Annotated in this window: 26 protein-coding genes and 1 pseudogene; 13 read left to right on the top strand and 14 right to left on the bottom strand. The window is 40.1% G+C overall.

The window, feature by feature from the left end; translation table 11 throughout:
• The first annotated feature begins 123 nt into the window (after window positions 1–123).
• The 4 genes from OA91_RS12035 to OA91_RS12050 are packed head-to-tail and all read left to right on the top strand — an operon-like array spanning window position 124 to window position 2,349.
• Window positions 124–651, top strand: coding sequence for a GspH/FimT family protein (locus OA91_RS12035; RefSeq protein ID WP_046016788.1), 528 nt, complete (start codon window positions 124–126; stop codon window positions 649–651).
• Window positions 648–1,025, top strand: coding sequence for a hypothetical protein (locus OA91_RS12040; protein WP_063338654.1), 378 nt, complete (start codon window positions 648–650; stop codon window positions 1,023–1,025). Before OA91_RS12035 ends, OA91_RS12040 begins: the two co-directional genes overlap by 4 nt.
• Entirely contained in the window at window positions 1,022–1,900 is an 879-nt protein-coding gene (locus OA91_RS12045; protein ID WP_063338655.1) for a hypothetical protein, read from the top strand. Before OA91_RS12040 ends, OA91_RS12045 begins: the two co-directional genes overlap by 4 nt.
• Window positions 1,900–2,349, top strand: coding sequence for a hypothetical protein (locus tag OA91_RS12050; protein WP_063338656.1), 450 nt, complete (start codon window positions 1,900–1,902; stop codon window positions 2,347–2,349). The genes OA91_RS12045 and OA91_RS12050 overlap by 1 nt, the downstream gene beginning before the upstream one ends.
• A 30-nt stretch (window positions 2,350–2,379) precedes the next feature.
• On the opposite strand, the gene OA91_RS12055 is transcribed toward OA91_RS12050, so the two are convergent.
• Window positions 2,380–2,622 carry a PP0621 family protein gene (locus OA91_RS12055; RefSeq protein ID WP_046016792.1) on the bottom strand — a complete coding sequence of 81 codons (243 nt, stop codon included), beginning with the start codon at window positions 2,620–2,622 and terminating at the stop codon, window positions 2,380–2,382.
• Between the two features lie 71 nt (window positions 2,623–2,693).
• Between OA91_RS12055 and OA91_RS24720 the strand changes: the two genes are divergently transcribed.
• Together OA91_RS24720 and nadE are read left to right on the top strand one after the other, a co-directional pair.
• Complete coding sequence (locus OA91_RS24720; RefSeq protein ID WP_269447909.1) at window positions 2,694–3,224, top strand: nitrilase-related carbon-nitrogen hydrolase; 531 nt, start codon at window positions 2,694–2,696, stop codon at window positions 3,222–3,224.
• 53 nt (window positions 3,225–3,277) lie between these two features.
• A pseudogene (nadE, locus tag OA91_RS12060) lies at window positions 3,278–4,399 on the top strand (NAD(+) synthase).
• A gap of 64 nt (window positions 4,400–4,463) precedes the next feature.
• Here the strand turns inward: nadE and OA91_RS12065 are convergent.
• The 3 genes from OA91_RS12065 to OA91_RS12075 all read right to left on the bottom strand — a co-directional run bounded on the left by OA91_RS12065 (window position 4,464) and on the right by OA91_RS12075 (window position 7,656).
• Window positions 4,464–5,330 (bottom strand): PA4780 family RIO1-like protein kinase, encoded by an 867-nt coding sequence (locus OA91_RS12065; protein ID WP_063338657.1) that lies wholly within the window; start codon window positions 5,328–5,330, stop codon window positions 4,464–4,466.
• Between the two features lie 136 nt (window positions 5,331–5,466).
• Window positions 5,467–6,522, bottom strand: coding sequence for an aldo/keto reductase (locus tag OA91_RS12070; RefSeq protein WP_063338658.1), 1,056 nt, complete (start codon window positions 6,520–6,522; stop codon window positions 5,467–5,469).
• Window positions 6,523–6,627: 105 nt separating this feature from the next.
• Entirely contained in the window at window positions 6,628–7,656 is a 1,029-nt protein-coding gene (locus OA91_RS12075) for an AraC family transcriptional regulator (RefSeq protein ID WP_063338659.1), read from the bottom strand.
• 169 nt (window positions 7,657–7,825) lie between these two features.
• Between OA91_RS12075 and OA91_RS12080 the strand changes: the two genes are divergently transcribed.
• Complete coding sequence (locus OA91_RS12080) at window positions 7,826–8,299, top strand: Mpo1 family 2-hydroxy fatty acid dioxygenase (RefSeq protein ID WP_063338660.1); 474 nt, start codon at window positions 7,826–7,828, stop codon at window positions 8,297–8,299.
• Window positions 8,300–9,043: 744 nt separating this feature from the next.
• Window positions 9,044–10,750 carry a methyl-accepting chemotaxis protein gene (locus OA91_RS12085; protein WP_063338661.1) on the top strand — a complete coding sequence of 569 codons (1,707 nt, stop codon included), beginning with the start codon at window positions 9,044–9,046 and terminating at the stop codon, window positions 10,748–10,750.
• Window positions 10,751–10,824: 74 nt separating this feature from the next.
• Here the strand turns inward: OA91_RS12085 and OA91_RS12090 are convergent, their stop codons facing one another.
• The 8 genes from OA91_RS12090 to OA91_RS12125 all read right to left on the bottom strand — a co-directional run bounded on the left by OA91_RS12090 (window position 10,825) and on the right by OA91_RS12125 (window position 18,609).
• Window positions 10,825–11,199, bottom strand: a complete 375-nt coding sequence (locus OA91_RS12090) for a DUF2750 domain-containing protein (protein ID WP_063338662.1) — start codon at window positions 11,197–11,199, stop codon at window positions 10,825–10,827.
• Window positions 11,200–11,343: 144 nt separating this feature from the next.
• Window positions 11,344–12,360, bottom strand: a complete 1,017-nt coding sequence (locus OA91_RS12095; RefSeq protein WP_157203838.1) for an adenosine deaminase — start codon at window positions 12,358–12,360, stop codon at window positions 11,344–11,346.
• A 15-nt stretch (window positions 12,361–12,375) separates the two neighbouring features.
• Complete coding sequence (xdhC, locus tag OA91_RS12100; protein WP_063338663.1) at window positions 12,376–13,257, bottom strand: xanthine dehydrogenase accessory protein XdhC; 882 nt, start codon at window positions 13,255–13,257, stop codon at window positions 12,376–12,378.
• Between the two features lie 79 nt (window positions 13,258–13,336).
• Complete coding sequence (gene uraH / locus OA91_RS12105) at window positions 13,337–13,687, bottom strand: hydroxyisourate hydrolase (RefSeq protein WP_046016801.1); 351 nt, start codon at window positions 13,685–13,687, stop codon at window positions 13,337–13,339.
• Between the two features lie 141 nt (window positions 13,688–13,828).
• Window positions 13,829–14,896 carry a BMP family ABC transporter substrate-binding protein gene (locus OA91_RS12110; protein ID WP_063338664.1) on the bottom strand — a complete coding sequence of 356 codons (1,068 nt, stop codon included), beginning with the start codon at window positions 14,894–14,896 and terminating at the stop codon, window positions 13,829–13,831.
• 95 nt (window positions 14,897–14,991) lie between these two features.
• A complete protein-coding gene (locus OA91_RS12115; protein ID WP_063338665.1) occupies window positions 14,992–15,924 on the bottom strand; it encodes an ABC transporter permease in 933 nt (310 codons plus the stop codon).
• Between the two features lie 13 nt (window positions 15,925–15,937).
• Complete coding sequence (locus OA91_RS12120) at window positions 15,938–17,011, bottom strand: ABC transporter permease (RefSeq protein WP_046016804.1); 1,074 nt, start codon at window positions 17,009–17,011, stop codon at window positions 15,938–15,940.
• On the bottom strand, window positions 17,008–18,609 hold the full coding sequence (locus OA91_RS12125) for an ABC transporter ATP-binding protein (protein WP_082827925.1): 1,602 nt from the start codon (window positions 18,607–18,609) through the stop codon (window positions 17,008–17,010). The genes OA91_RS12120 and OA91_RS12125 overlap by 4 nt, the downstream gene beginning before the upstream one ends.
• 387 nt (window positions 18,610–18,996) lie before the next feature.
• Between OA91_RS12125 and puuE the strand changes: the two genes are divergently transcribed.
• The 5 genes from puuE (at window position 18,997) to rlmM (ending at window position 23,865) form a co-directional block, all read left to right on the top strand.
• Window positions 18,997–19,905, top strand: a complete 909-nt coding sequence (puuE, locus tag OA91_RS12130; protein ID WP_063338666.1) for an allantoinase PuuE — start codon at window positions 18,997–18,999, stop codon at window positions 19,903–19,905.
• Between the two features lie 51 nt (window positions 19,906–19,956).
• On the top strand, window positions 19,957–20,484 hold the full coding sequence (gene uraD, locus OA91_RS12135; protein WP_046016806.1) for a 2-oxo-4-hydroxy-4-carboxy-5-ureidoimidazoline decarboxylase: 528 nt from the start codon (window positions 19,957–19,959) through the stop codon (window positions 20,482–20,484).
• 387 nt (window positions 20,485–20,871) lie between these two features.
• Window positions 20,872–21,963 carry a GGDEF domain-containing protein gene (locus OA91_RS12140; RefSeq protein ID WP_052702049.1) on the top strand — a complete coding sequence of 364 codons (1,092 nt, stop codon included), beginning with the start codon at window positions 20,872–20,874 and terminating at the stop codon, window positions 21,961–21,963.
• A 68-nt stretch (window positions 21,964–22,031) separates the two neighbouring features.
• Window positions 22,032–22,712: a TIGR01621 family pseudouridine synthase gene (locus OA91_RS12145; protein WP_046016807.1), complete on the top strand. Its 681-nt coding sequence runs from the start codon at window positions 22,032–22,034 to the stop codon at window positions 22,710–22,712.
• Window positions 22,713–22,812: 100 nt separating this feature from the next.
• Window positions 22,813–23,865, top strand: coding sequence for a 23S rRNA (cytidine(2498)-2'-O)-methyltransferase RlmM (gene rlmM / locus OA91_RS12150; protein ID WP_063338667.1), 1,053 nt, complete (start codon window positions 22,813–22,815; stop codon window positions 23,863–23,865).
• 52 nt (window positions 23,866–23,917) lie between these two features.
• On the opposite strand, the gene OA91_RS12155 is transcribed toward rlmM, so the two are convergent.
• Window positions 23,918–25,600: a L,D-transpeptidase family protein gene (locus OA91_RS12155; protein ID WP_046016809.1), complete on the bottom strand. Its 1,683-nt coding sequence runs from the start codon at window positions 25,598–25,600 to the stop codon at window positions 23,918–23,920.
• A gap of 27 nt (window positions 25,601–25,627) precedes the next feature.
• Window positions 25,628–25,822, bottom strand: coding sequence for a Fe-S-cluster oxidoreductase (locus OA91_RS24590; RefSeq protein WP_231870370.1), 195 nt, complete (start codon window positions 25,820–25,822; stop codon window positions 25,628–25,630).
• Window positions 25,823–25,873 lie beyond the last annotated feature (51 nt).

Genomic DNA, 25,873 nt, shown 5'->3' on the forward strand with positions numbered 1-25,873 from the left:
CTCATAGTGCTTCTCACTTTAGGGTAAAAAAGCTTCCTTATTAGAAGTACTTATTTATAAGTCTAGCTGTAATTTAGTAAGACTTATCTTAGTTTTAAAACGTTGGAAACAAGGAGGTTTCCTGTGTCTTTAAAATCTAAGTGCGATATTCAGGCCTTTACTTTAGTTGAGGTCCTAGTCGTACTCGCCATTTTAATTCTGTTAGCAAAGCAGCTTGTTGGCTCAAGTTTACTCGGTTGGTTTAGTCAAACGGATTATGAAAAACTATCATCTGCTCAACAAAGTTTGGCGCGTGGGTTAACCATAGCCCGTCAATATGCTGTGCAAGCTAGGCAGACAATTTCTCTTTGTGCTGGTGATTACCAAGATCAAGAATGTGAAGGAGATTGGTCAAAAGGTTGGTTTATTCAATCTGAGGGTATGATTAAAACTTATCATTTATTTCCTTCAGGCATTTCGATTATCTGGTCTGGTTTTCCTGCTACAAAACAACAAATCGATTTTTATCATACGGGTTATTCTGGTTATCAAAATGGCACTTTTTACTTGTGTCAGTTTGGATTAATGGCGCGAATCGTTGTTAATCAAAGTGGTCGTTTCTACCTGTATCCTGTTAGTGAACTGTCTGAGTCCATTGAGGGATGCAAATGAATCATACTTTCATAAAGACTTACAAAGTCGATAACTCAAGCTCTTCTGGTTGGGTTCTTATAGAAACTTTAATGAGTTTAGCTGTTTTTGCCTTGGTGATTGGTTTGCTGAATCAGCAAAATGAGCATGATTTTGAGCAGCTGACAGAGCTCAGGCTATCCACTAAAAAAACCTATCGTGAACAGCAGATATTAACCTTGCGCCGACTAAAGCAGGATTATACCTGGCTTGAGGCAAGCCTTGATACTGGCGGTTTTAGTGAGTGTGAAACCTGTACGGATACGTCTTTAGATGCTTGGTTTTTGTATTGGATAGCGCCTATTGGTGTGATTGAGTTTTTACCAAGCGAGGAGATATTGGGAGTTTCTGAGTGAAACCTTTGATTTCTGCTAATGCTTTTGCAGGTTATTTGATGTTTGAACTTGCAGTTTCCTTCGCTGTACTTCTGATATTAATGCAATTGTTATTGCCTGTTTTGAGCAATGTAAGACAACAAACTAATACCAAGCTTCGTTTGTTATCACGAATTGAATTAGAAGCTGCTGTGATAGACCACTTTCAATCTCAGCTTGCGCCAATGTTTTGGCGAGCTTGTGGAAACGCTAGTGACTTAACTTTCACTATTGGAGCTGCTGATCAGACCTTACCAGAGCGTATAGATAATAAATCAGTATTAGCTCAAAGTGATTGGCTTAATGCCACGCATATAGGTACATGCGCGTATCCTGTTGAAGTATCGAATTTATCTCAAACGATTAATTATGGCTGTGAATGGGCAGATGAAATAATTTTTTCAAACTGTGATATGTCTTCTCAAGGTGTTGTAGAGCGGGTAGGTGATATCAGTACCGATGTGAAATTCTATGACTCAGATGTGATAGGTAGAAGTGGTTTTGTGTTATCAAAGCAGGCTTTTATTTGGTATTTGGCACCGGGTAAGTTAGAGGACGCTTTCTGGCACACACCAGAGGCCTCTGGTAACTCACTTGAACTCTGGAGTGGTGTTCGTTATTTATCATTTTACCCTTTATTAGATATAGACTCTGATGGCACTTTTGACACCATGACGACTAATTATGGGACTTATTTTGTCTCACAGTTAAAGGGGTTATGGATAGAGTTAATTGTTAAAGAGAAGACTTGTACTCAAGCAGAAAAAGAAATTGAGCAAGAGTTTATGAATTACAGAGGGGAGGTCTGGCGCTTTTTTCCTAAGTGTGAATTTATTATTCGTTTTGTGGTGAGCTAATGCGACAGCCAAAAGTCACTTTCGCTTTTATCAGCTTACCTGTCTTACTTTTATTCCTATTTGTTATTTCGCTTTCATATCAGTTTAATCAAAAGCAATCACAGCAGAGACAATGGCGTTACCAACAAGCACAGGTATTAGAAGAACAGCTCATATGGCGAGCATTTGAATTTCAAATTGTTTCAAATGTGGGGCCTAGTCAAGCAAGCGATTCAACTTGTGCTGGCTTTTGTATTTTAGATATTGGCGATTTGGCGACAGCAGCTTGGCCTAATGTATATGAATATCAGGATGAAAGCTTAGTTTGGATTTTTGAAAAGTATCTAGGTGGCAAGAGTACTTATAGGCTCTGTGCTAAAGCTGTATTGCACTCTTTAACTTATTGTTGGTGGTTAACGCAATCTGATGGACAACTTTACTGGTTTGCAAGTTTACCCATCAATCATTAGAAGTATGAGAGGAAGTTTTCTATTCTCTAATTATTGATCTTCTAAATAGTGTTCTTTACTACAGTAGAATTGATTGTTCCGGCCTTTAACCGCATGACTTCTTGGGGTGTAAACGCCACAGACCTTGCAGGAAATCATTTCCTCTTCAGGTTTACTTTTATTTTCTTTTTTATTTACTTGCTCGCTTCTCTGGTTGATGAGGGCTCGAATATTTCTAAATAGCCACCAGAGAAGAAGAAAAATAAGAGTAAAAACAATTAAGCGTACGATCATCAATATTCCCTTTATTGGGTCTCTAAAACATAACCAAGCTATTCTAACAGACTTGACAGGATAACAAAGCAATGACCTTAAAAGTAGCTATGGCACAAGTTGATATGCTTGTCGGTGATATTCATAAAAATAGTCAAACCGTGATCACTAAAGCGCTCAAAGCAAGAGATGAAGGGCTGGCTAGAGTCATTGTCTTCCCTGAACTTACTTTGATGGGCTATCCACCTGAAGATTTGTTGTTAAAGCCAAGTTTAGAGCAGGCAATTGAGACTGCATTAGATGCCATACTGGATCAGGTGCAGGACATCTATGTGATTCTAGGTTATCCAAGACATGTGGATGGGGCTTTATTTAACTGTGCAGGGGTGCTTTTTAATGGGGTTTTAATTGCAGAATATAACAAACAAAAATTGCCAAACTACAGGGTGTTTGATGACAAGCGTTATTTTGAAGCTGGAAATCAGGCCCTTGTTGTTGATATTGATGGTATTCGTGTTGGGTTAAGTATTAGTGAAGATATCTGGCATCAAGAACCTTGCGCTTTAGCTAAGGAGGCTGGTGCGCAAATTATCTTTAATCTAAATGCCTCACTTGCGCTTTAGCTAAGGAGGCTGGTGCGCAAATTATCTTTAATCTAAATGCCTCACCTTTTCATATGGAAAAAGTAAATGTCCGTGAAGCCTTGTTGCATAAAAGGGCATTAGAGGTAAATCTACCTATCCTTTATGTGAATTATATGGGGGCGCAAGATGAGCTGGTGTACGAAGGAGGCTCATTTGTTGTTGATCATAGAGGGGTAAAAGTTTTTCAAGCACCTTGGTATAAAGCGGGTTTGTATTATTTAGATTTGAGTGCGCATTCTGCCATTACCCTTCGAGGTGAAAAAGCATATTTAATAGAGCCTCTTGCTGGTACTTTGGGTCCTAACTTATCAACTGAAAGCCGCTTATATCAAGCGCTTGTGATGGGGTTACGAGACTATGTGGAAAAGAACCAATTCAAAGGAGTGTTAGTTGCCCTAAATACAAGTCTTGAGTCCTTATTGACCTTTATCATTGCTGTTGATGCTTTAGGCGCTAATCGCGTAAAAGCGGCATTAATGCTGGACGAGCAAACAAGTAAAGCTGATTCGGATACATTAGTGACTATATCTAACAGGTTAAAGGTCATGATTGAACAAGTTGATATTGAACCCATGATGCTTGCTTACCAGGTTATGGCTCTCTTGGAAGGTAAAAAGAAACAAAGCTCAGGACCTAAACTAAAAGCGCGTATTAAAACGTTAACTTTGATGACAATGGCGAGCTCTTTGGGGGTAATGGCATTATCAAATGCAAACAAGAGTGAAATGGCTTTAGGTTGTACTACTTTGTATGGGGGCATGTCGGGCAGCTTCTCTGTGCTGAAGGATATTTTTAAAAGCCAAATTTTTAGCTTATGCCAATATCGAAATAGCATTAAGCAAATAATTCCTCCTGACTGGCTATAAGATAACAGCTTAGATAACGACATTATTCAGCTACTGGGTGTTCAGTCGCTTCATGATTATCAAACTTTAGATCAGGTGCTAAGTCTCTATATAGAGCAGAATTTAAATTTAGAAGAGATAGCTGCACAAACACAAATTAGTCGAAAAAATGTTTGCCGTATTTTGGCTTTGGTGGACGTCAGTGAGTTCAAGCGACGCCAATCACCCTTAGGCGTTAGGGTAACACAAGCAAGCTTTGGCCGTGATCGTCGTTATCCTATTTCGAATGGTTGGCAGTTAGGCGAATAATCTTAAGAAGAGAGGAGGAAGGTGAGTTATCACCTTCCTGAAGGTTATAGCGGCTTGATAAGGATTAATCTATTGCTTCGCCCTCGCGAGCAAAACGAATACGTTCGATTCTTTCCTCTTCTTCTGCGAAAGCCGCTTTAATTTCTTCAAGCACACTGTCAACATCTGCCGCGTCACTAGGGTCTTCAAACAAGCCTGTTAATTGGGTTTCTGGTGTGAGTTTGCCGTCTTCATAGAGTGACCACATTTCTTCTGCATAACGACTATGCTTCAGCTCAGGCGCATACTGGCCGTAATATAGAGCCATATTTTCAACATCGCGCTTTAACATCTCAAAGGCACTGTTGTTGGCAGCAGCATTGACGGCCTGGGGTAAATCAATAATCACAGGGCCATAGCTATCAACCAAAACATTAAACTCTGAAAGGTCTCCATGTATCATGCCTGCACATAACATGAGTTTGACATAATGCATAACCAGTTCATGGTCTTCAATGGCTTGTTCATGGGTGAGAAAAACATCACTCAGTCGTGGCGCTACATCCCCTTCATCATCTGCAACCAACTCCATTAGAAGTACACCATCATAGCAACCGTAAGGCTTAGGTACTCTCACACCTGCCGCTGCTAATTTATAAAGGGCGTCCACTTCGGCGTTTTGCCAAACTTCTTCCTGCTGTGCTCTGCCATACTTTGAGCCTTTCTCCATCGCTCTCGCACGTCGACTATTTCCAACTCGACGCCCTTCTTGATAAAGAACGGCTTTTTTAAAGCTGCGTTTCGCGGCTTCTTTGTAGACTTTGGCACATTGTATTTCGTTATTGGAGCGAATTACATAAACATCGGCTTCTTTGCCGCTCATGAGACGACTAATAACTTCGTCTATCAAGCCATCTTCAACAAGTGGCTGTAATCGTTTTGGTATTTTCATGAGGCCGTTTTACCTTATTTACCGTCTTTTGTGAATACTAATCACAAAAGACGGTAAAGGTTTCCTTTTGATATTCGGTTTTAATGTGATTGAGATTCCTATTTATGGCTCTTAATCTGAAAAAGTTTTGAGTCGATTAAAATGGTGCAGGGAACTGACGAAATACAGAATTAATATCCTTTAATACTTCATCGCTAAGGCTTAGCTCAAATGCACTTAAATTCTCTTTTAATTGAGGCATACTGGTAGCACCAATAATTGTCGATGTCACACCATCGACCTGATTACACCAAGCTAGCGCTAATTGAGCTGGGCTTAATTGATGTTTTTGCGCCACATTAATATATTCAGATACCGCTTGATTGACTAGATCTGTATCTCTAAAGAGCCCATGACGCTGTGTGGCAAAACTCCAGCGTGCACCTTCTGGCCTCGCACCATTAAGATATTTACCTGTTAAAGCTCCTGTTGCTAAAGGAGACCAAGGTAAATAAGCCACATCTTGATGGATGCAGTTTTCAATTAGGTAAGGCCAATCCTTCGCATGCAATAGGCTAAACTCATTTTGAATCGAAACTGCTCTTACTAGATCGTGTTTCTCACTTAAATTGATATATTCATTTATGCCCCAAGGTGTATCGTCTGACAAGCCATAATGGCGAATCTTGCCGGCCTTAATACACTCATCAAGGGCTTGTAGAATTTCTAACATTTGGCTTGAATGTTCTGCTCCGTTCACTTCACTAAATGTTACTGTGCCTGGGTGATGCTTAGCAAAATGAGGAGTCGTGCGGTTGGGCCAATGAAGCTGGTATAAATCAATATAATCTGTCTGTAATCGAGCTAGAGAGGCATCGACAGCGGCAAAAATGCCTTCGGCACTAATAGGTGCACCTGAACGAATATAGGGAAGGCCCGGGCCTGCAATTTTAGTCGCTAGAATAAATTCGTCGCGACGCTCAGGGTGACGTGATATCCAGTCACCAATAATTTCTTCAGTACGGCCATAGGTTTTTTCTGTTGGGGGAACCGCGTACATTTCGGCGGTATCAATAAAGTTTATTCCCTGTGCTAGCGCGTACTCTATTTGCTCATCGGCATCTTTTTGGACATTTTGTGAGCCCCAAGTCATAGAGCCTAAACATACTCTTGAAACGGATAAATTACTGCTGCCTAGTTTTGAATATTGCATATACCTAGCTTCCTGTTAGTAAGGCTATCTCGAATAAAATTATCTTATTGTTTTATATGATGGGGAGAAAAGTTGAAAAATAAAGGTAAGCAAAAAATCATTGCTTTATCTTTCACTAAATTCCTGTTTTTTACTTTCTTGTCTTAATGCTTGAGGTGTTTTGTTAAACCAGCGATTTATCGCACGATAAAATGTAGAAGGCTCAGCAAAGCCCAGTTGTAATGCTATGACTTTAAACGCTAAATCTGTGTGACGAATGAAATGTACTGCTTGCTCTCGTTTATGTTCATCTAATAGGGATTGAAAACTACAACCTTCTTCTTGAAGGCGCCTTTGCAGCGTTCTAGGGCTAATATTTAAATGATCTGCTACCGCTTTTTTGCTCAGGTCTAATCCATTAAATTGACTGAATACCAACTGAGTTTTATCACGCCAGTTTCGATTTTGGTGGCTAGCCAATAACGCTTGAGCATGGGATAAGTGCAGCTGATTTAAACTTACATCACTATCAATTAACTCTTTATCTAATAATGTTATGGGAAAATAAATACAGGTTTGTTTTTGATTGAACTCAGGTTCGAGTTTAAAGACATCCTTGTAGGCGCTTATATCAGAAGTGATGTCATGTTCAAACATTACCTTGTTAGGTACTAGGCTGACATCTCCTACTAACCAGCGGGTGAAGGTGAGTAAGAGTGTCAGAGCTGATTCGTGCTGATGGCGGCTAAAAGGTGTTTGCTCTATCTGTGGGGTGAAGACAATACATATTTGATTGCCCTGATAATGCAAAGACAGACTTGCAGCTTCAGTAATAAGAGGTAAAAATTTAATAAAGTGTTGATAGGCTTCTTTTAAATTTGAGCTTGTCATTGCTAGGTAAGCAACCACATGAAAATAGGAGGGTCTAAATGCTTGCCCCATGATTAGCCCAAAATGTTCATGGCCGCTGAGTTGTTCTGCTTGATACCAGATTTTTTGTGTTTGCTGTAGCGATAAGTATTCAGGCTGATTGTTATCTAGATCCAGTGCTATTTGAGCCTTAGATAAGATTACTTCTGTTTCAATGCCAAGGGACTTTGCTGAGGCAAGTATGGCTTTAATCCAATGAATTGAAACGCGTGTTATAGATTTCATGATACTCATAGTTAGCAAAGTTTTGATTAGATTATCTTGCTTTGGCTCGTAAGGTCAATTAGCTGGCTATCTTGGGTGACTGTTTTTCTTGAAGGAGTTGTTATCTTTAATATGACTCGCCTTATCGCTAAGGCAGATATGAAATTAAAATAAAAAGAAGGTGCTTCAAATGTCTAAATCTATGCAAACCTGGCTTGATGAATACGGTGAGAGTCATCAAAATAAATTGAATAAAGCGATTCACTGGTTCTGTGTCCCTCAAATAGTTTGGACGGTAATGGTGTTTATGTACGTCATTCCCGTACCTGAGGTAATGGCTTCAGTTTCTCCATATCTAAATTTTGCTTCTCTTGCCTGTGTACTGACCTTGTTATTTTATTCAAGATTATCTTTATCCTTAACGCTTGGAATGACTGTTTTTTTATTCGCTTGTTACTTTTCCATGCTAGGTTTTGAAGTCTTGTTTCCTGGCTTTCTACTCAGCTTTGCTATTTTATGGTTCGCCTTTCTTTGGCTTTTACAGTTTTATGGACACAAGGTTGAAGGGAAGAAGCCATCATTCTTTAAAGATCTACAGTTTCTTATGATAGGACCTGCTTGGTTGATGAGTTTTATCTACCTTAAAATAGGCCTGAAGTACTAGTTGGTGTCTTATTACCTAGCTATAGAAGAGCATTACTTGTTTGAAATGCTGTATAAGCACTATTCAAAAACTTTAACTTTAAGAGTATAGCTTAAGGGCCTAGCCTCTTAACTGAAGACCATATTAATAGAGTAACTATTGATATGGTCTTTTGATTGTAAAGTAATAGCTGTTACCCAGATGCTGATGTGAACGTATTTTTTGCGGCCCCCCTTAGTGCTAGCATCTCTAAATTAGATTTTTCCTAATTTAATAAAAAGAGAAGCAATAGTATCTCTTCACAGTTTGTCTCACCTTACCTTACCTTACCTTACCTTACCTTACCTTACTTTACCTTACCTTACCTTACCTTGCCTGCATCAGCTGCATCTTTCTTTTTTAAATCAAGATATGCGAAATTTTTATTTAAACTATGATTAATTATTATTTGTAAGTTTATGTTTTTCTTATTTGGTTAAATTTTTAATTTAAATTTTTCTATCAAATGAGATTCAAATTTCAAAATGTGAGAAAAACCAACCTAATTATTGATTTAATTGTTTTATTTTCTATTATGATGAAAAAAAATTTTCTATAATCGTCCGCCACTGTTACTAAGTGTTATGAAATGTACGCTTTGTTGATGTTGTGTTGTTAGAAAATGAATCTCGCTTTAGCAAATTAGAATGGCTGTTTAGCTATTTAAATAGTGATTACTTATTTGTTAAAGAAAATTCATTATATTTTTCTTTATAAGGTTTCTAGATGAAAATTAAAACTCGGTTAATTGCTATCCTTGTTGCCATTATGGTACTCATGTTGATTGCAATTCTTTGTCAAAATATTGCTACGTACAAAAATGAAGAACAAAACGAAAGTAGCCGTACCCGTTATTTATCTTATTTATTAGCTGACGAGTTTAGACAAACATCCTTGGATCTTACTAGATTAAGTCGTACTTATGTGGTTACTGGTGAGCAAAAGTATTGGGATGCCTATTGGGATATTGCGAAGTGGCGAGCAGGCGATAAAGCCAGACCAAATAATGTGAACCCCGCCTTATATCCAGGCCAACGAAAAAAGCAAAGCGATATAATGGAGGAGCTACACTTCTCCAACGCTGAATTCAGGTTACTGGATCAGGCAACAAAAAACTCTAACCTTTTAATTGCAACAGAAACTCAGGCAATGGAGTCGATTCGTAAAGGTCGTCTTGTTGAGGGTCCTTTTAAACCTTATCCAGGAGAGTCAGTAGAAGCTTTCGCCGCAAGAATTGTATTTGATAATCAATATCACCAGGAAGTGAAAGCTATCTTTAGCCCAGTCGATAAGTTCTTTAAAGCGCTGGATCAAAGAACTGCTACCGATTTAGCTAAATCACAAGGTTCTGCATCGTTGTGGTTAAAAGCGGGTTTTGCCAGTCAAATTATCGTTGCTCTGTTAATCATCAGTTTGATTTTCTTCATCATGCAGGCGTTATTTAAACCTCTTCAATCAGCGATTAATGCCATGTTGAATATTGGTGAAGGGGATGGTGACTTAAGTAAGCGTCTGAATGATCAGGGGACAAATGAATTATCAACGCTAGGGCGCGGATTCAATTTATTTGCCAACCAAATTCAACATGTGGTGATTGAATTGCGCCAAGTGATTGATGATATCTCTTCTTCATCAACTCAATTAAGTGCGACCGCTAACTCTACCGACATCGCTGTAGCTGAGCAAAAAGTAGGGATCGAGCAACTGCTGGTGGCATTAGAGCAGATTCTACCGGCTGTGCAAGAAGTGGCTTCAAATGCGGCTAAAGGTGCAGACTTAGCAAACACCTCGGATCAAGCTGCCAGTAAAGGCTTATTGGTTGTCGATGAAACGATTCAAAACATCCATCTATTACAATCTGATATTGACAGTGCCGCGGGTGTCATTAACAAACTGGCTCAAGACTCAGATGATATAGGATCTGTATTAGATGTTATTCGAGGTATTGCTGATCAGACTAATTTGCTGGCGCTAAATGCAGCGATTGAAGCTGCTCGAGCAGGTGAACAGGGCCGTGGTTTTGCTGTGGTGGCAGATGAGGTTAGAACCTTGGCTAAGCGAACCCAAGACTCGACATCTGAGATACAGTTGATGATAGAAAAGCTGCAAACAGGTGCTAAAAATGCGGTAGAGCGTATGGATGAAAGTAAATCTCGTGCATTGGCTTGTGTTGGTAATAGCCGTGATTCAGGTAAATCGCTGACTGAAATTACGACATCAGTTGCTTCTATTAGTAATATTAACCAGCAAATTGCTGCGGCGACCGAAGAGCAGAATACTGCAATTGAAGAAATACGAAGAACGGTTGAAGTGATTAATGAGCATGTTGAGAGGACGGCAGCAGGCTCAAAAGAAACGGCAAATAGTAGCCAGCATACTACTGACTTGAGTTTGAAAATTCAGGCTTTGGTGGGCAAGTTTAAAACGGACTAATTGAGATGAATGAAAAAAAAGCCCGATTGTTTGAGGTAAAACAATCGGGCTTTTTTATGCTTTAATCTGCTTGATTAAAGCATAACGCCTATGTCTGTCGCGAACTCTTCAGGGCTGACAACAATGCCTTCGCCAGCAAGGTTAGGCGCAATACCTAGGTTAAATCCATCTTTTGCCATGCCAGGTAACCATTTATCGACAAAGTCAGTAAACTTAATATGTAAAGCTTGGGACTTTTCATATTCGTTTCCACGCCATTGGTTGGCTAGCTCTTGGTCATGCCATATTGGAAGTACCTTGTCTTTACCAAGATCAACAAGAATACAGCCATCTTCATCATGTAAAACCCAAAGGTCTTTTTGCTGTTTACAGTGGCTCATAATGGCGTCATAACGAGAGTTTGTTTGAAGACGAAAAAAAGTTTCGATTTGTTGGCTGTCAAAGCCCATTGCTATACCTATTAGTTTAAAATTTTCATCATAATATCATATTGGATTAGGACGAAAATCAAAATTTTGAGTTAATTGAAAGAATGATGATTATAGCGGCAGGTGATAATACGCTTTAGCGAAATTAAAAATCCTACCCATTTTTTAAGCAAATAAAGTATCTATTTGATTTAAAAAATGTTGTCGCCTATCTGGGCTAATCCAAGCACCGTTAAAGCTATTCTTGGCTAATTGTTTTAGCTCATCTTTTGTCAGTTGTGTTTGCTCTATCAAGGCTTGATAGTTGTCATTCATATAGCCGCCAAAATAAGCTGGGTCATCAGAATTAACGGTTGCCGCTAGGCCTTGATGTAGCATCTCTTTAATTGGATGCTGGCTCATATCGTCAACAACACAAAGCTTTTGATTTGATAGAGGGCAGACTGTCAAAGTAAGTTGCTCGTGATTAATATGCTGAACTAGCTCGTCATCTTCTAAACAGCGGTTGCCATGATCGATACGATCCACTTTTAAGTCATTCACCGCTTGCCATATATATTTAGGTGGGCCTTCTTCTCCAGCATGAGCAGTCACTTTTAGTCCCAGATTTTTGCAGGCTTTAAAGACTCTTAAAAACTTTTCAGGAGGATGGCCAAGTTCTGAACTATCCAATCCAACGGCATAAATCTTTTCAAGATGAGGAATCGCTTGTTCTAAGGTATTAAAAGCGCTCTCTTCACTTAAATGTCGTAAGAAGGACATGATAAGTTTAAAGCTCATCCCCCAGTTTGTTTCTGCTTCTTTTAAGGCGCGATAAATGCCATTAATTTGGGTAGAGAAGGAGATGCCTCTTTCAAGGTGACCCTGAGGGTCAAAGAATATCTCTACATGAACCACGTTTTGGCTATGAACTTTAGTTAAATAGGCTAAAGTGAGTTCGTAAAAATCTTGTTCAGTGATAAGAACTGACATACCTTGATAATACAGGTCTAAAAATTCTTGTAGATTGCTAAATGAGTAAGCTTGTTTGAGTTGTTCGATTGAGGTGTAAGAGAGGGAGATCTTATTGCGCTGGGCAAATTCAAACATTTGTTCAGCTTCAAATGTACCTTCAATGTGCAAATGAAGCTCGGTTTTTGGCATGCAAAAAGCAAGTTCTAACAAATTAGATTTTTCTATCAAGAGGAGGTCCTATTCTTATTTTGACTCCGCCTTGCTTTCAGTCTTAACGCTTTGTTCCTGCAGCTTAACATCGTCTATTATATCCAATGACTCTAATTCAGTATTCTCTGCCTTGTTCTGCTTATTTTCAAGTTCTGCACGTACTTTTAATATGTGAGAAAGTGTTGAAATGGCAATTTCGCCTGGTTGTTTTGAAATAATTTCAACTTCACCCATAGGGCATTGCATATGAGCAATCTGCTCTTTGTTAAAACCCTTGTCTCTCAATCTATGCTTGAAACGAGCGCTTTTCGTTTTTGAGCCAATGACGCCTAAGAAAGCACTATCTTCGCGTTTTAAAATTGCTTCACTTAATTCCAAATCTAACTGGTGATTATGGGTAAGGACAAGATAGTAAGTATTTTCTGGCATATCGGCGATTTCATCGACAGGGTAATCACTGATAATTTGATTTACATGTTGTGGGATATGCTCTGGATATTCATCAGCTCGGCTATCTATCCAGCTAACTTGGCAAGGAATCTGATTTAGGCAATTGATGATAGCTCTTCCTACGTGACCAGCGCCAAAAATAGCCAAGTGGAATTTAGGTTGGATCACAGTTTCAAATAAGACGGTTACAAAGCCACCGCAGCATTGGCCTAATGTTGCACCAAGAGGAAAGTCTTGGGTGATAATTTGAGCTTGATTTTGTTTCAGTTGCTGGCGAGCACTATCAATAGACTTAAACTCAAGATGACCACCACCAATTGTGCCAAAACTGTGATTGGCTGTAACCAGCATACGCGCACCCACTTCGCGGGGCGTAGAGCCTTTGATTGAAAGAACAGAGACCATAACAAAGTCTATCCCTGACTGCTCCAATCTCGCTGCTTCTTTGATCCAATGAGTATTCATACTTAAGTCTTCTTTATTTGTCGTAAATGAAAAGTGTGCCTAAAAGAGGGTAATAGCCACCCTCTTTTATTATATCAAACTAGCTGCCGCGATATGTGCTGTAGCTATATGGAGAAACTAAAACAGGTACGTGATAGTGGCTAGTTTCATCATTGATACCAAAACGAAGAACAACATCATCTAAAAATAGAGGCTCTTCTTGTTGAACGCCAAGACGACGGTAATAATCGCCAATTGCAAACTCAAGCTCATATTTGCCTTTAGCAAAGTCTGCCTCAGCTAAAATTGGGCTATCGCAACGACCATCACTGTTTGTTGTTGTTTCTGCAATGAGTTCTTTTGTGTCGGTAATCTTAAAGAGTTTAATTGCGACACCGCTTGCTGGAACACCATTGGTTGTATCAAGTACGTGAGTGGTTAAATATCCCATGTTACTTTCCTTTCGTTTTTCTTAATTGTGAAATTATAGTTTCATATATTAACCTTGGTAAGAAGAATTGGCTAGTATTGCAAACAAAAAAGGGGTACCAAATTGTGATACCCCTTTAAATTCAACAAAATAGGTTAGAAATTAATTAGGCATTTTAGCCTTGATACCTTCTATATACCAGTTTACTTGTGAGAGCTCTTTATCTGTCAGCGTGTGATTAGCTTCAATCACCAGCTTGCCGCTGTTGTCTTTTATCGGACCTGTGAAAGGTTTAAGTTCACCTGAACGAATAGCGTTATAGGTTTCATCTATTTTAGCTCTTACCTCTATTGGGAGGTTTGTATTAATAGAAGAGACATTTAGCATATCGTCTTTAAAACCACCCCAAAAATCCTGTGGCTTGTAAGTACCATCCATGACAGCTTGAGTGGTTTTTAAATAATAAGGAAACCAGTTATCTCTGATAGAGAAAATATGCGCATCAGGTGCAAAATGGCTCATATCGGAAGCTTGACCTATGCCTTTAATGCCTCTTTTTTGGGCAGCAATAAGAGGTGCTGGACTATCTGTGTGCTGCAGCATGATATCAACACCTTGGTCGATGAGTGCATTAGCGGCATCTGTTTCCTTACCTGGATCGTACCAGGTGTTAACCCAAACTATTTTAATATCAATATCTGGGTTGACAGTTTTTGCTCCCATATAGACAGCATTGATATCTCTAAATACTTCTGGAATAGGGAAGGAGGCAATGTAACCAATAGTATTCGTCTTGGTTAGCATGCCTGCAGCAACGCCAGAAACATAACGGCCTTCATAGGTTCTGAGAGTGTAAGTTCCCATGTTTTTAGAACGCTTATAGCCTGTAGCATGCTCAAACGTTGTTTTCTTGAAACGCTTAGATACTTTGAGTGTTGGGTTCATAAAGCCAAAGGAGGTAGTGAAAATGAGATCGTTACCGGCTTTTGCGAGTTGCGTGATAACCCTTTGAGCATCGGCGCCTTCAGGTACGTTTTCAACAAAGGTCGTTTCTATCTTGTCACCGAAAAAAGACTGTAGCTCTTCTCGCCCTCGGTTGTGCTCATAGCTCCAGCCATGGTCACCAATTGGGCCAACATAAACAAAGCCAACTTTAAAGGGTTCTTCTGCTTGCGCTATGCTAATGCCAGCAACTAAGCCTAAACCCACTAATAAAGATTTAAATTTCATTTTCACTCCTTCGCCCTCAGGCATACTAAGTTTGAAACATTCATTGGGATACTACAAAGCTTACACATTCCTTAATTGGTTAAGTTGAGCAAATTTTAGGCCATTTGCCTTGGGTCAAAAGGTTTACCAAGAGATCTTGGTGCCAAAAGCTTTTCTTTAAATTTATCTGCACTAATGATGACCATGACTAGCACTGTGGCGACATAAGGCAGCATAGCAAGTAGGTTTGGTGAAATAGACCATCCCATGCCTTGTAAAACTAGATGCATAATGCTGGCTAAGCCAAATAAATAAGCGCCCAACATTATGTTGCCAATACGCCAAGAGGCAAAAACAACTAATGCTAAGGCTATCCAGCCACGGCCTGAAGACATATTTTCAATCCACATGGGTGTATAGACTAGCGACATATAAGCACCCGAAAGGCCCGCCATAGCGCCGCCGAACATAATGGCGCAATATCTTACTCTTAATACTTTTATACCAATTGCATTGGCTGCATGAGGGTTTTCTCCTACCGCTTTTAGCACTAATCCAGTGCGAGTTCTATTCGCCACGTAAGCAACTGACCCAGCCATAGCAAAGGACACATATACAAGCAGATCATGGGTGAAAAGTATTTTGCCTAATAGTGGAATATCAGATAACAGAGGGATAATAATAGGCTGGAAACCTTGCACTGTTTGTCCGACGACATCAGCTCCAACAAAGGCGCTAAGTCCCGTGCCAAAAATAGTCAGAGCTAGCCCGGTTGCAACTTGGTTTGCTCCAAGGTGTAACACTAAAAAGGCAAAGATCAAGCTCATGATCATGCCCATAAAAATAGCACCAAAAATGCCTAAGCCAGCGGAGCCTGTTGTATAAGCGGCGAGGAAGCCTACAACCGCACCCATCAGCATCATGCCTTCTTGGCCAAGATTTAATACCCCTGACTTTTCACAGATTACTTCACCTAAAGCAATAAAAAGTAAGGGTGTACCTGTCTTTATGGCTGCAAATAAAATTTGAGTGATAAAATCAATGTCCATAATTATCTCCAGCCTAGTTTTGATATTGGGAATTTGAAGGAAAGGTTAAGCGATAGTGAATAAAGAAATCGCAGGCAAGCAAGAAGAAAAGTAGAACCCCTTGAAACATGCCGACAACAGCAATAGGAATCCCCATTTCAATTTGAGCAAGATCACCGCCCATATATAAAACAGCCATAAAAGTGGCTGAAAGTAAGGCCCCAAGAGGATGTAAACGCCCAAGATAGGCGACAATGATGGCAGAGTAACCATAACCCGGAGAGATACCAGGGACCAGTTGGCCTATTGGGCCCGCAACTTCAGAAACACCTGCAAGCCCAGCTAGGGCGCCTGCAAACAACATAACAGCCCAAGTTAACTTTGTTTGGTTAAAGCCTGCGTATCTTGCTGCTGGTTCGTCTGCCCCAAAAACTTTAATCTGAAAACCTAAATGGCTTTTAGCCAAGACAAAGGCGGCGAAAATGGCGAGCAAAATAGCAAAGATGATGCCTATATGTGCACGACCATCTTCATTTAATAGGGGCAATATAGTGGCATCTGAGAAAATAGCCGATTCAGGAAAACCGAATCCATCAGGATCTCTTAATGGACCATGCACGCCCCATAAAAGCAGATAGAGGGCGATATAGTTAAACATTATGGTGGTGAGTATGAGATTAGAGTTGAATTTAAGTTTTAAGAACGTCGGTATTGCGGCCCAAAGCATACCGCTAAGGATGCCAGCGATTAAAGTAAGAGGAAGAGCAAACCAAGCTTCAGAATCAACAAATTGAAGCGCCATAGCACTGCCGCCCAATGCACCAATGAGGAGCTGCCCCTCTGCACCAATGTTCCATAAATTAGCACGATAACAAAGAGATAGGCCGACTGCGCAAAGGAGTAAGGGCCCCATTTTTACGAGCATTTCGCTGAAGTTGTAAGCATCGGATAAAGGCGCTATTAAAAGCAGATGCATGGCTTGTAATGGGTCTTTATCAAGTAAACTAAATAAAATAGAGCCAAAGATAAGAGTAAGGAAAATTGCCAGTAAAGGTGACGCGAATGTCATTAACTTACTGGGCTCGATACGAGCAGTAACTTGAATCATGCTGAAGCCTCCTTACTTGGTGTATCTGTTTCACTGATAAAAGTGCCTGCCATCCACTGTCCTATTTGATCTATATTAGTGTCTTCACAGCGTATTACAGGAGAAAGGAAGCCATCGCATACTGCCGCCATACGATCGGCTAATAAGAAAAGCTCATCGATATCTTCAGAGACGAGTAAGATAGCTGCACCTTCATCTCTTAACTTTAATAAGGCTTGATGTATGGCTAACGCCGCGCCAACATCTACACCCCAAGTAGGGTGTGCACAAATAAGGACTTTAGGGCTCTGTCCAATTTCTCGGCCCATTATGAATTTTTGCAAATTCCCACCACTTAAGCTTTGCGCCTCTGAGAATTCACCGTGGCATTTTACTTTAAAGCTATCTATGAGTTGACTGGTGTAAGATTTAAGACCTTTCCAGTCAACAATGCCTTTATGAATAAAGCCTTTTGAGTGAGTGAGTAGGGTGTTCTCACTTAAGCTCATATCTGGCACGGCACCACGACCTAGCCTTTCTTCTGGTACATAGGCCATGCCAAGCTGCCTACGCTTTCCTGCACCTAAGTCTCCAATAGGGACTTGATTAAGCTTAATCATATCTGGTGCTGCTCTGCTATCCTCACCGCTTATGGCAGACATCAGCTCTTCTTGGCCATTACCTGCAACACCTGCAATACCTAAAATTTCACCAGCAACAAGGTCAAATTGAATGTTTTTAAGTTGGGTGCCAAAAGGTTGGGCGCTGGATAAACTCAAATTTATTACTTCTAAACAAACCTTGTCTCCTGTTTTTTTAGTGTAACCAGCATCTTGTTCGGCTAGATCGCCAACCATCATCTTGGCGAGACTTGCTGGGGTTTCTTCTTTAGGATTACAGGTGTCGACTACTTTCCCTGCTCTTAAAATAGTGGCACTTTGGCAAATCTCAGTTACTTCGTGCAATTTGTGACTGATGAAAAGTATGCTGCATCCTTCTTTGGAGAGCTGCTTTAATACAACAAATAAACCTGCAACTTCCTGAGGGGTTAATACTGAGGTTGGTTCATCTAGAATGAGTAATTTTACTGATTGAACTAGACAACGCATGATCTCAACTCTTTGTCTTTCGCCTATGGAAAGTGAGTGAACATATTTATCAGGGTCAACGTTTAAACCATATTGTTCTGACAGTTGGCTGATACGTTGAGACAAGTCTGGAATAGAAGCCAGCTGTTCTTTACTCAGACATAGCTCTATATTTTGGCTAACACTTAGGGTTTCAAATAGCGAAAAGTGCTGAAAAACCATGCCTATGCCTAAGTCTCTGGCATTTGCTGGATTGCTAATTTTTACCGATGAGCCTTCCCAGATAAGCTCTCCTGCATTGGGGGCTACAACACCATAGATCGCTTTAACCAGAGTACTCTTGCCCGCACCATTTTCACCTAACAAGGCATGAATTTCGCCATTTTCTAATGACATGCTGATATTGTCATTGGCAAGACAGCCTGGATATTCCTTAGTGATATTCTTAAGAGTGAGGCGAGGAGGAGCGCTTTCTTTGCGAGTTAAATTAGGAGTCTCTATCACAATCACATCTCTACTTACTTGAGACATAGTAATAATGCTCAAGGCTTAAGTTGATATAACCCTAGCTCAGTTATTGGAGAAGGGGGCTTATAACATCTGAGTGCTGAACAAAAACAAACTTAATTATTTAGTGTGTGGCTAAGCAAAAAGGATGCCGAACCAGATATTGCCGCCTTGATGCTAACTTTAGTCTAGATGAAACTTAAAAATTGAGAAAAAAACATCTAAATGTTGAAATTTTTGTTTCAGGTATTCAATAATCGTTTTATTTGTTTTAAAGTTGGGGCATAAAGAATTATCTAACATGAGATTGAAGATATTAATCAATCGTAAACATGCTCATATTTTTTTAACGTATCTATTTAGTTTTAACAACTATAAATTTAAAAAGAAATTTTCACGGAGTGCCACTTTATGTCTGATTACCCAAGAAACTTAACTGGCTATGGTGCCAATCCGCCACATCCTAAATGGCCTAATAAAGCACGTGTTGCTTTACAATTTGTACTTAACTACGAAGAAGGTGGTGAAAACTGCATTCTTCATGGCGATAAAGCCTCAGAAGCCTTCTTGTCAGAAATGGTTGGTACGGATGCTCGTGAAGGCGTTCGTCATATGAGTATGGAATCCATTTATGAATATGGAAGTCGAGCAGGGGTATGGCGTTTACTCAACCTATTTAAAGAAATGGACATTCCTCTCACTATTTTTGCTGTCGCAATGGCGTTAGAACGTCACCCTGAGGTGGCAAAAGCCTTTGTTGATGCTGGCCATGAAATTTGTAGTCATGGTTATCGCTGGATTGATTATCAGTATGTAGATGAAGAAACAGAACGCGAGCATATGCATAAGGCGATTGAAATTATTGAGCGCCTAACGGGTAATCGCCCACTAGGTTGGTATACAGGGCGTACTGGCCCAAATACTAACCGTATCGTGGCTGAAGAAGGTGGTTTTTTATATAACGCAGATGATTACAGTGATGATCTTCCATTTTGGAAAGAAGAAGCTGGTATCCCTCAGCTAATGATCCCATACACGCTAGACACTAACGATATGCGTTTTGCCGCGCTTCAAGGATTTAATACGGGTGAGCACTTTTTTCAATACCTAAAAGATGCTTTCGATACTTTATATGCAGAAGGTGCTGATTCCCCAAAAATGCTGTCTATTGGCCTGCATTGTCGCCTAATTGGACGTCCTGCTCGTATCGCAGGTTTACGTCGATTCTTAGAATATGTGAAGCAGTTTGATGATGTTTGGTGCTGTCGCCGTATCGATATTGCTCATCACTGGCGTGAGAATTTCCCTTATCAAAAGTAATACCGATTAATTTGAAGTACTAATGTGTAGTGCTTCTAAACAAGAGAATAGATGATGACAATTTTAATCAATAAGCCAAGTGAATTAAGTAAAGACGCTTTTATGGCTCAGTTCGCAGGTGTTTACGAGCATTCTGATTGGGTTGCCGAATTGTTGTGGCAACAACTTGAAGTGAGTGTAGAAAAGCAATGTTTCGATACTGTAGATGCCATTGCTTCCCAAATGAAAAATATTGTAGATACAGCCAGTTATGACCTTAAATTAGCATTATTACGTGCTCACCCAGATTTAGCGGGTAAAGCTGCCCTTGCAGGTGAACTGACGGATGATTCAACCTCAGAGCAAGCAGGTGTTGGTCTTGATGAACTGAATGAAGAGGAGTTTCAGCGCTTCCAGCATATCAATGACAGCTATAAAGCTAAGTTTGAGTTTCCTTTTATTATGGCTGTGAAAGGCGCAACCAAAACACAAATTTTTGATGGTTTTGATGCGAGAATTGATAATAGTGTTGAGGTTGAATTTGCTCGTGCAGTAAATGAGGTTCATAAAATTGCAGGCTTTAGATTAGCGGAAAAGTAGCTGTAACAGATATGGGTCGTATATAGATAAATACTCATATTTTGTAATCGAAAGTTTCATTAAAAGGTCATTGGGGGAGCGTTCTTTCTAATGACCTTTTTTTGTACATGTATTTTTTGCTGTTTTGCTAAGTTAATGAAAATAAAGGAAAGTTGGAAATCACGTTTAACCTGTTATTGAATTAACATGCTTTATCACAATAAAGGTGTGTTTTTTAAAAGCAATTTGGCATATAGGGTAGGCTTTTTAATGGCGCTTCTGTAAGATAGTCGTTCGGTTTTTAATCATTGCTTAAATGATACTGTTGAATTGTATTAATGTTTTTTAACGTGTTTTTTTGTTAAGTGTTTGATAGAAAAAAAGCAGCAGCGTGGAGTTGGGTGAGTTTTGAGTCGTATCCGAGCTTGTATAGATCAATTTTTAGGCCTCGGCGTTGGTGTTGATGCTGATAGTAGTTCCTACCATGTTCAGGTTGTAAATTTATCTTATTTGCTAACCTTTGCGGCTTTTTTGATTCTTTTTCTTCCTAGTCTTCAGCTTAGTAATGTTTTCCTGCTTGTTTTCGAAATCCTATCCCTTGGTTTTTTATTATTTGGCTTATACCTAAATATTAATCAGCGTCAAAATTACGCTGCGATTCTGTTCCCTGTCATAGTGATATGTAATACCTCAGTAAAAACCATGGTGTTTTACGGTGTCGAAAGTCATCTTCATTGGTTTTTAGCGGTAATAGGTGTGTATGTTTATACTGCATTTAGTCGTGAAATTAGGCATTGGCGAGTCCCCTTTTTAATTGTCAGTGTTGCTATTTTTATTTTGTGTTATGCCTATCCAAATTCATCTCAAATTCTAATGGCACCTGAGCAGCAGGTGGTTGTAAGAAATTTAACCTTTATTATTACGCTTGCAGCGATCAGTGGTGCAACTGCACTTGTAGTGGGTCGTTTAAGGCGAGCTAACTCTGATTTACGAAAATTGGCTGAGTTAGATGAATTAACAGGGATTGCTAACCGTCGTAAGGTGCTTGCGGATGCTGTAAATATTTATGCAGATGCCGTTATTAATATGGAATCTTGTGTTTACGCTATCGTCGATCTTGATCATTTCAAAAAAATTAATGATACCTATGGTCATGAAGCTGGTGACGTGGTGCTTAAAAGTGTTGCCGCTAAAATGGATGAAACAATCAGGCCTGCGGATAAGTTAGGGCGTTATGGCGGTGAAGAGTTTGTCGTTATCATGCCTGATACGGATATAGCACAGGGATTACAAGAGATGGATCGCTTACGCCAAGAAGTGAGTGATATGCTCATAGAAACCGATATGGGTGTTGTTGTTCCTGTTACATTGAGTGTTGGTTTATCTGCTATTTCCCTTGAGACAAACCGATATGAAGAGATCCTAGCTGAAGCAGATAGTGCTTTGTATAGTGCTAAGCGTGAGGGTCGTAATCGCGTTTCTGCCTATACTAGCTTCTAATTAAGTCTTACTTTTATACTTTATAAATACATCCTTGTATTTTTCTTTTCTTTCTAGATCAAATTTCTATGTCTATTTTACCTAACGTACTTTATCGAGAAGCCGATTATTGGGTGGTTAATAAACCTGCGGGCATGAGTTTTCATGCTGAAGGTCAAGAAATTGGGTTTATGCAATGGATGCATGAGCAATATCCTGATCAAACTTTTTATCCGGTACATAGGTTGGATAAAATTACCTCAGGTTTGATTCTGCTAGCAAAAAACAAACAGGCAGCACAAAAGTTTGGGCTTATGTTCGAGCAACACTTAGTGACTAAATTTTATTTAGCGATAAGTGCAAAAAAACCGAAGAAAAAGCAGGGTAGTATCAAAGGGGGGATGCAGCAAGGCAGAAGAGGAAGTTGGATGTTAAATCAGACAAGTGAAAACCTTGCTCACACTCAGTTTTTCTCGACACCAATAAAGCCTGGATTACGCTTGTTTTTATTGAAGCCAAAAACGGGTAAAACGCATCAACTTAGAGTCGCTTTGAAAAGTTTGGGTGCGCCCATTCTTGGCGATGTGCGTTATGGAGGAGAGGAATGTGATAGGGGGTATTTGCATGCATTTCAGTTAAGTTTTGAATGGCTGGGTGAGGCAAAAATTTATCAGTTCATACCTGATTTTGGAGAGGTATTTAATATGATTGAGCCTGTTATGCAAGAAGCAGGTTTTTCTACTCCAAATGAGCTTGTTTGGCCTAAATAGTCCGATTAAGGCTCGCTTTATTGTGGCATATAAATTAAACCCTTATAGCCTGAGACTCTTACATTAAATCCTTGTAGAATGCCCGCCAGAGGTAAACTTAATGAAAAATGTTTTATTGTACTGTCGCCCAGGCTTTGAAAAAGACTGTGCTGGCGAAATTACCGAATTGGCAGCAATGCATGGCTTCTATGGTTATGTGCGTATGCAGCCAAAGCAGGGCTTTGTTCTTTTTGTTATGGAAAAGTCTGATGCGGGTGAATTGCTGATTGATTCGCTTTCTTTTTCTGATTTGATTTTTGCTCGTCAGATAATTGCAGTGAATGACGAAATAAGTATGGGAAGTGGGGGGCGTGTTGAGGCCCTACTTGATGCTGCTAAAAAATTGCCTCTGGCTCAAGATCTCTGGATAGAAACAGCAGATACAAATGAAGGCAAAGGGCTGGCTGGTTTAATTAAAAAACTAGACAAGCCGTTACGACAGGGCTGGAAGAAAGCGAGCTTATTGAGAACTAAGGCGGTTGGGGTAAGGCATCATTTATTTCTCGTGAGTGGTGAGCTTGCCTTTTTAGGTGTTTCTAACGCAAGATGTCGAAGTGAATTTCCTTTGGGGATTAGAAGGCTAAAGTTTCCTTCGAATGCACCAAGCCGTTCTACCTTAAAGCTTGAAGAAGCGATGCATGAATTTGTGCCTGCAAAGAAATGGCCAGTATTACTTCGAGAGGGCATGACAGCTGTTGATTTAGGTGCTGCGCCTGGTGGCTGGACTTATCAGTTGGTTGAGCGTGGTATGCGAGTTACCGCTATAGATAATGGGCCTATGGGTGAGTTGCTAATGGCGACGGGGTTGGTTGATCATCAAAAGGCTGATGGCTTTAAGTTTCAACCGCCAAGACAGGTTGATTGGTTGGTCTGTGACATGGTCGAAAAGCCACAAATGGTGACAGAGTTAATGGCCAAGTGGTTGAGTCAAGGTTGGACTAGGCGCAGTATTTTTAATCTTAAGCTACCTATGAAAAAGCGTTTCCAAGAAGTCTCAACTTGTTTGGCTTTGTTGAAAGATTCGCTGGATAAAGCTGGTCGTCAATACGAAATACAGGCGAAGCATCTATATCATGATAGAGAAGAAATTACAGTGTGCGTTATCTGCCATTAAAGGTAATTTCATGTCAATAAAAAGGCCAATCATCCGATTGGCCTTTTGAGTTTTAAATGGCTGAGTTTTCCGGAGATGGAAAATATCCCATAGCTTCTTCCATTAACTTATCTCTTTCGTAGATGTCTTTACGAAATCCTGGCATGCCATTTCTATCAGGTACAACTGTGAAATAGACAATATAAACAGGCAGTTGCTTGGGTAGGCTTACGACCTTGGTTTGCTTGGATTGAATTGCGTTTTGCAACACTTCAACTTGTTTGCTGCCAGCGATCAGGTTATTGGCAAATAAGTCAGGCTCTTCTAGGCGAATGCAACCAGAGCTGAAGGCACGATTAGATTCCTTAAAGAGATGCTTGGCTGGTGTGTCATGTAGGTAGATTTCGTTTCGATTGGGAAACATAAATTTATATAAGCCTAGAGCATTGCCTTCATCAGGGGTTTGCTCAAAGCGATATTTAAGTTTTTGAGGTGTGATCTTCTTCCAATCGATTTGGCTTGAATCGAGTTCTTTGGCGCCAACAGTCCAGCTGGAATAAACTTTATAGCCCTGTTCTAGTAAGTAGTTAGGGTTGGTATGTAGCTTAGGTAGTAAGCTCTCTTGTGCAATTCTGTGAGGAACGCGCCAAGTGGGATTAGCAACCATATAGGTCATTTTACCTTTAAATACTGGCGTTTTGCGTTCTTTTTTGCCTATCACTGCCTTCATGGTGGAGTGTTGGTCATTCAGAATCGTGTGCACTTTATAGTCGGTTAGATCCACCCAAATTCGTTCAGCTTCTAACTCTGAAGGTAGCCAGCGCCAACGTTCTAAATTGTAAGCAATTTGTTTTGCTCTTAGCTCGATCGGAACGTTAAGCATTTCGATTGTCTGGGAACCGGCATGACCATCGGCTTTTAAGTCATGTCGTCGTTGAAAGTTGATAAGAGCTTGCTTAACTTTTTTATCAAACTTGTCTTCTTGAATCGTTCGAGTTGAGAAACGAATATCTCCAAGCTGAACTAGGCGTGCTCTTAGCTGCGCAATTCTTGGGCCTTGATCGCCAAGTGATAGTGGAACGCCAGCAGATACGCGGATATCTTTTTGTTTGCTAGCAATGTCTTGATAATAAACCAACCACTTTTGTAATACCTGGTAGTTAGGGTGGCGAGGTGCTAACTGAGGTAGGTAGTTAACCATATCGCTAGTGGAGTTTAAATAGAGTAGTTCAGACCACTGGCTAGTTGGAGCATCTAACTGCCAGTTTGGGTCTATAAGTAGGGGTTCGTAGCGGCCAATGCTTAAATCATGGGCATAGCTAGATAGTGCAATCGTCGCGATTACATCCAGTTCTGCCAATTGTTGCGTACTTGGTTGCTGAATCGCGAGATATTCTTTAATGGTGCTGGTGTGATAATAAATGGGGTTGAGTCCATGGCTGCCAGCTTCTTCTAAGATATCAACTAATTTATATAACGAAGGGTTTAGTATATTGTTTTCAATCCAAAAAGGTTTGAACTCCCTAAAGCGATAAGCGGCTTGAACTGCTTCGTTCGGTAGTGCTTGTCCTGCGACAGGAGAAAAGGCATTCACCATCATGCTGACTTGGCTGGTAACGCTTGTCGCAATTTGTTCAACACTTGGTGGTGTTACAACAAAACTACTCGGGCTGCTTTTGGGTGTTGGAGCTGAGCAAGCGCTAAGTAGTAAAGCTAATGAGGCGCAAGCCAGTCCTTTTAAGGCAGTCCAATTCATTCATATCTCCTTGGTGATTGACTCATATTAATTGGTCATGGTTTCTAGTTCAGTGATTGTTATCAATGCTATTTCTCTTGTGTCTCCGCAAATATCTTTGTCTGCTTTAAAGTCACTACAGACTTTGGGTCTAGCATTATCTGTAAAAATATTGCATCTAAAGTCGTTGAGAAGATGTATGCACCTTTCTCCTGCCGCTTTGCCATTAGGCATTCCTGGGATGGCGGAGCTTATCGATGGCGCGATACAGCAGGCTCCACAAGAGGGTCTACA

Origin of the sequence: Marinomonas sp. SBI8L (genome assembly GCF_001624705.1) — a bacterium.
In the GTDB taxonomy this organism is placed as follows: Bacteria; Pseudomonadota; Gammaproteobacteria; order Pseudomonadales; family Marinomonadaceae; genus Marinomonas.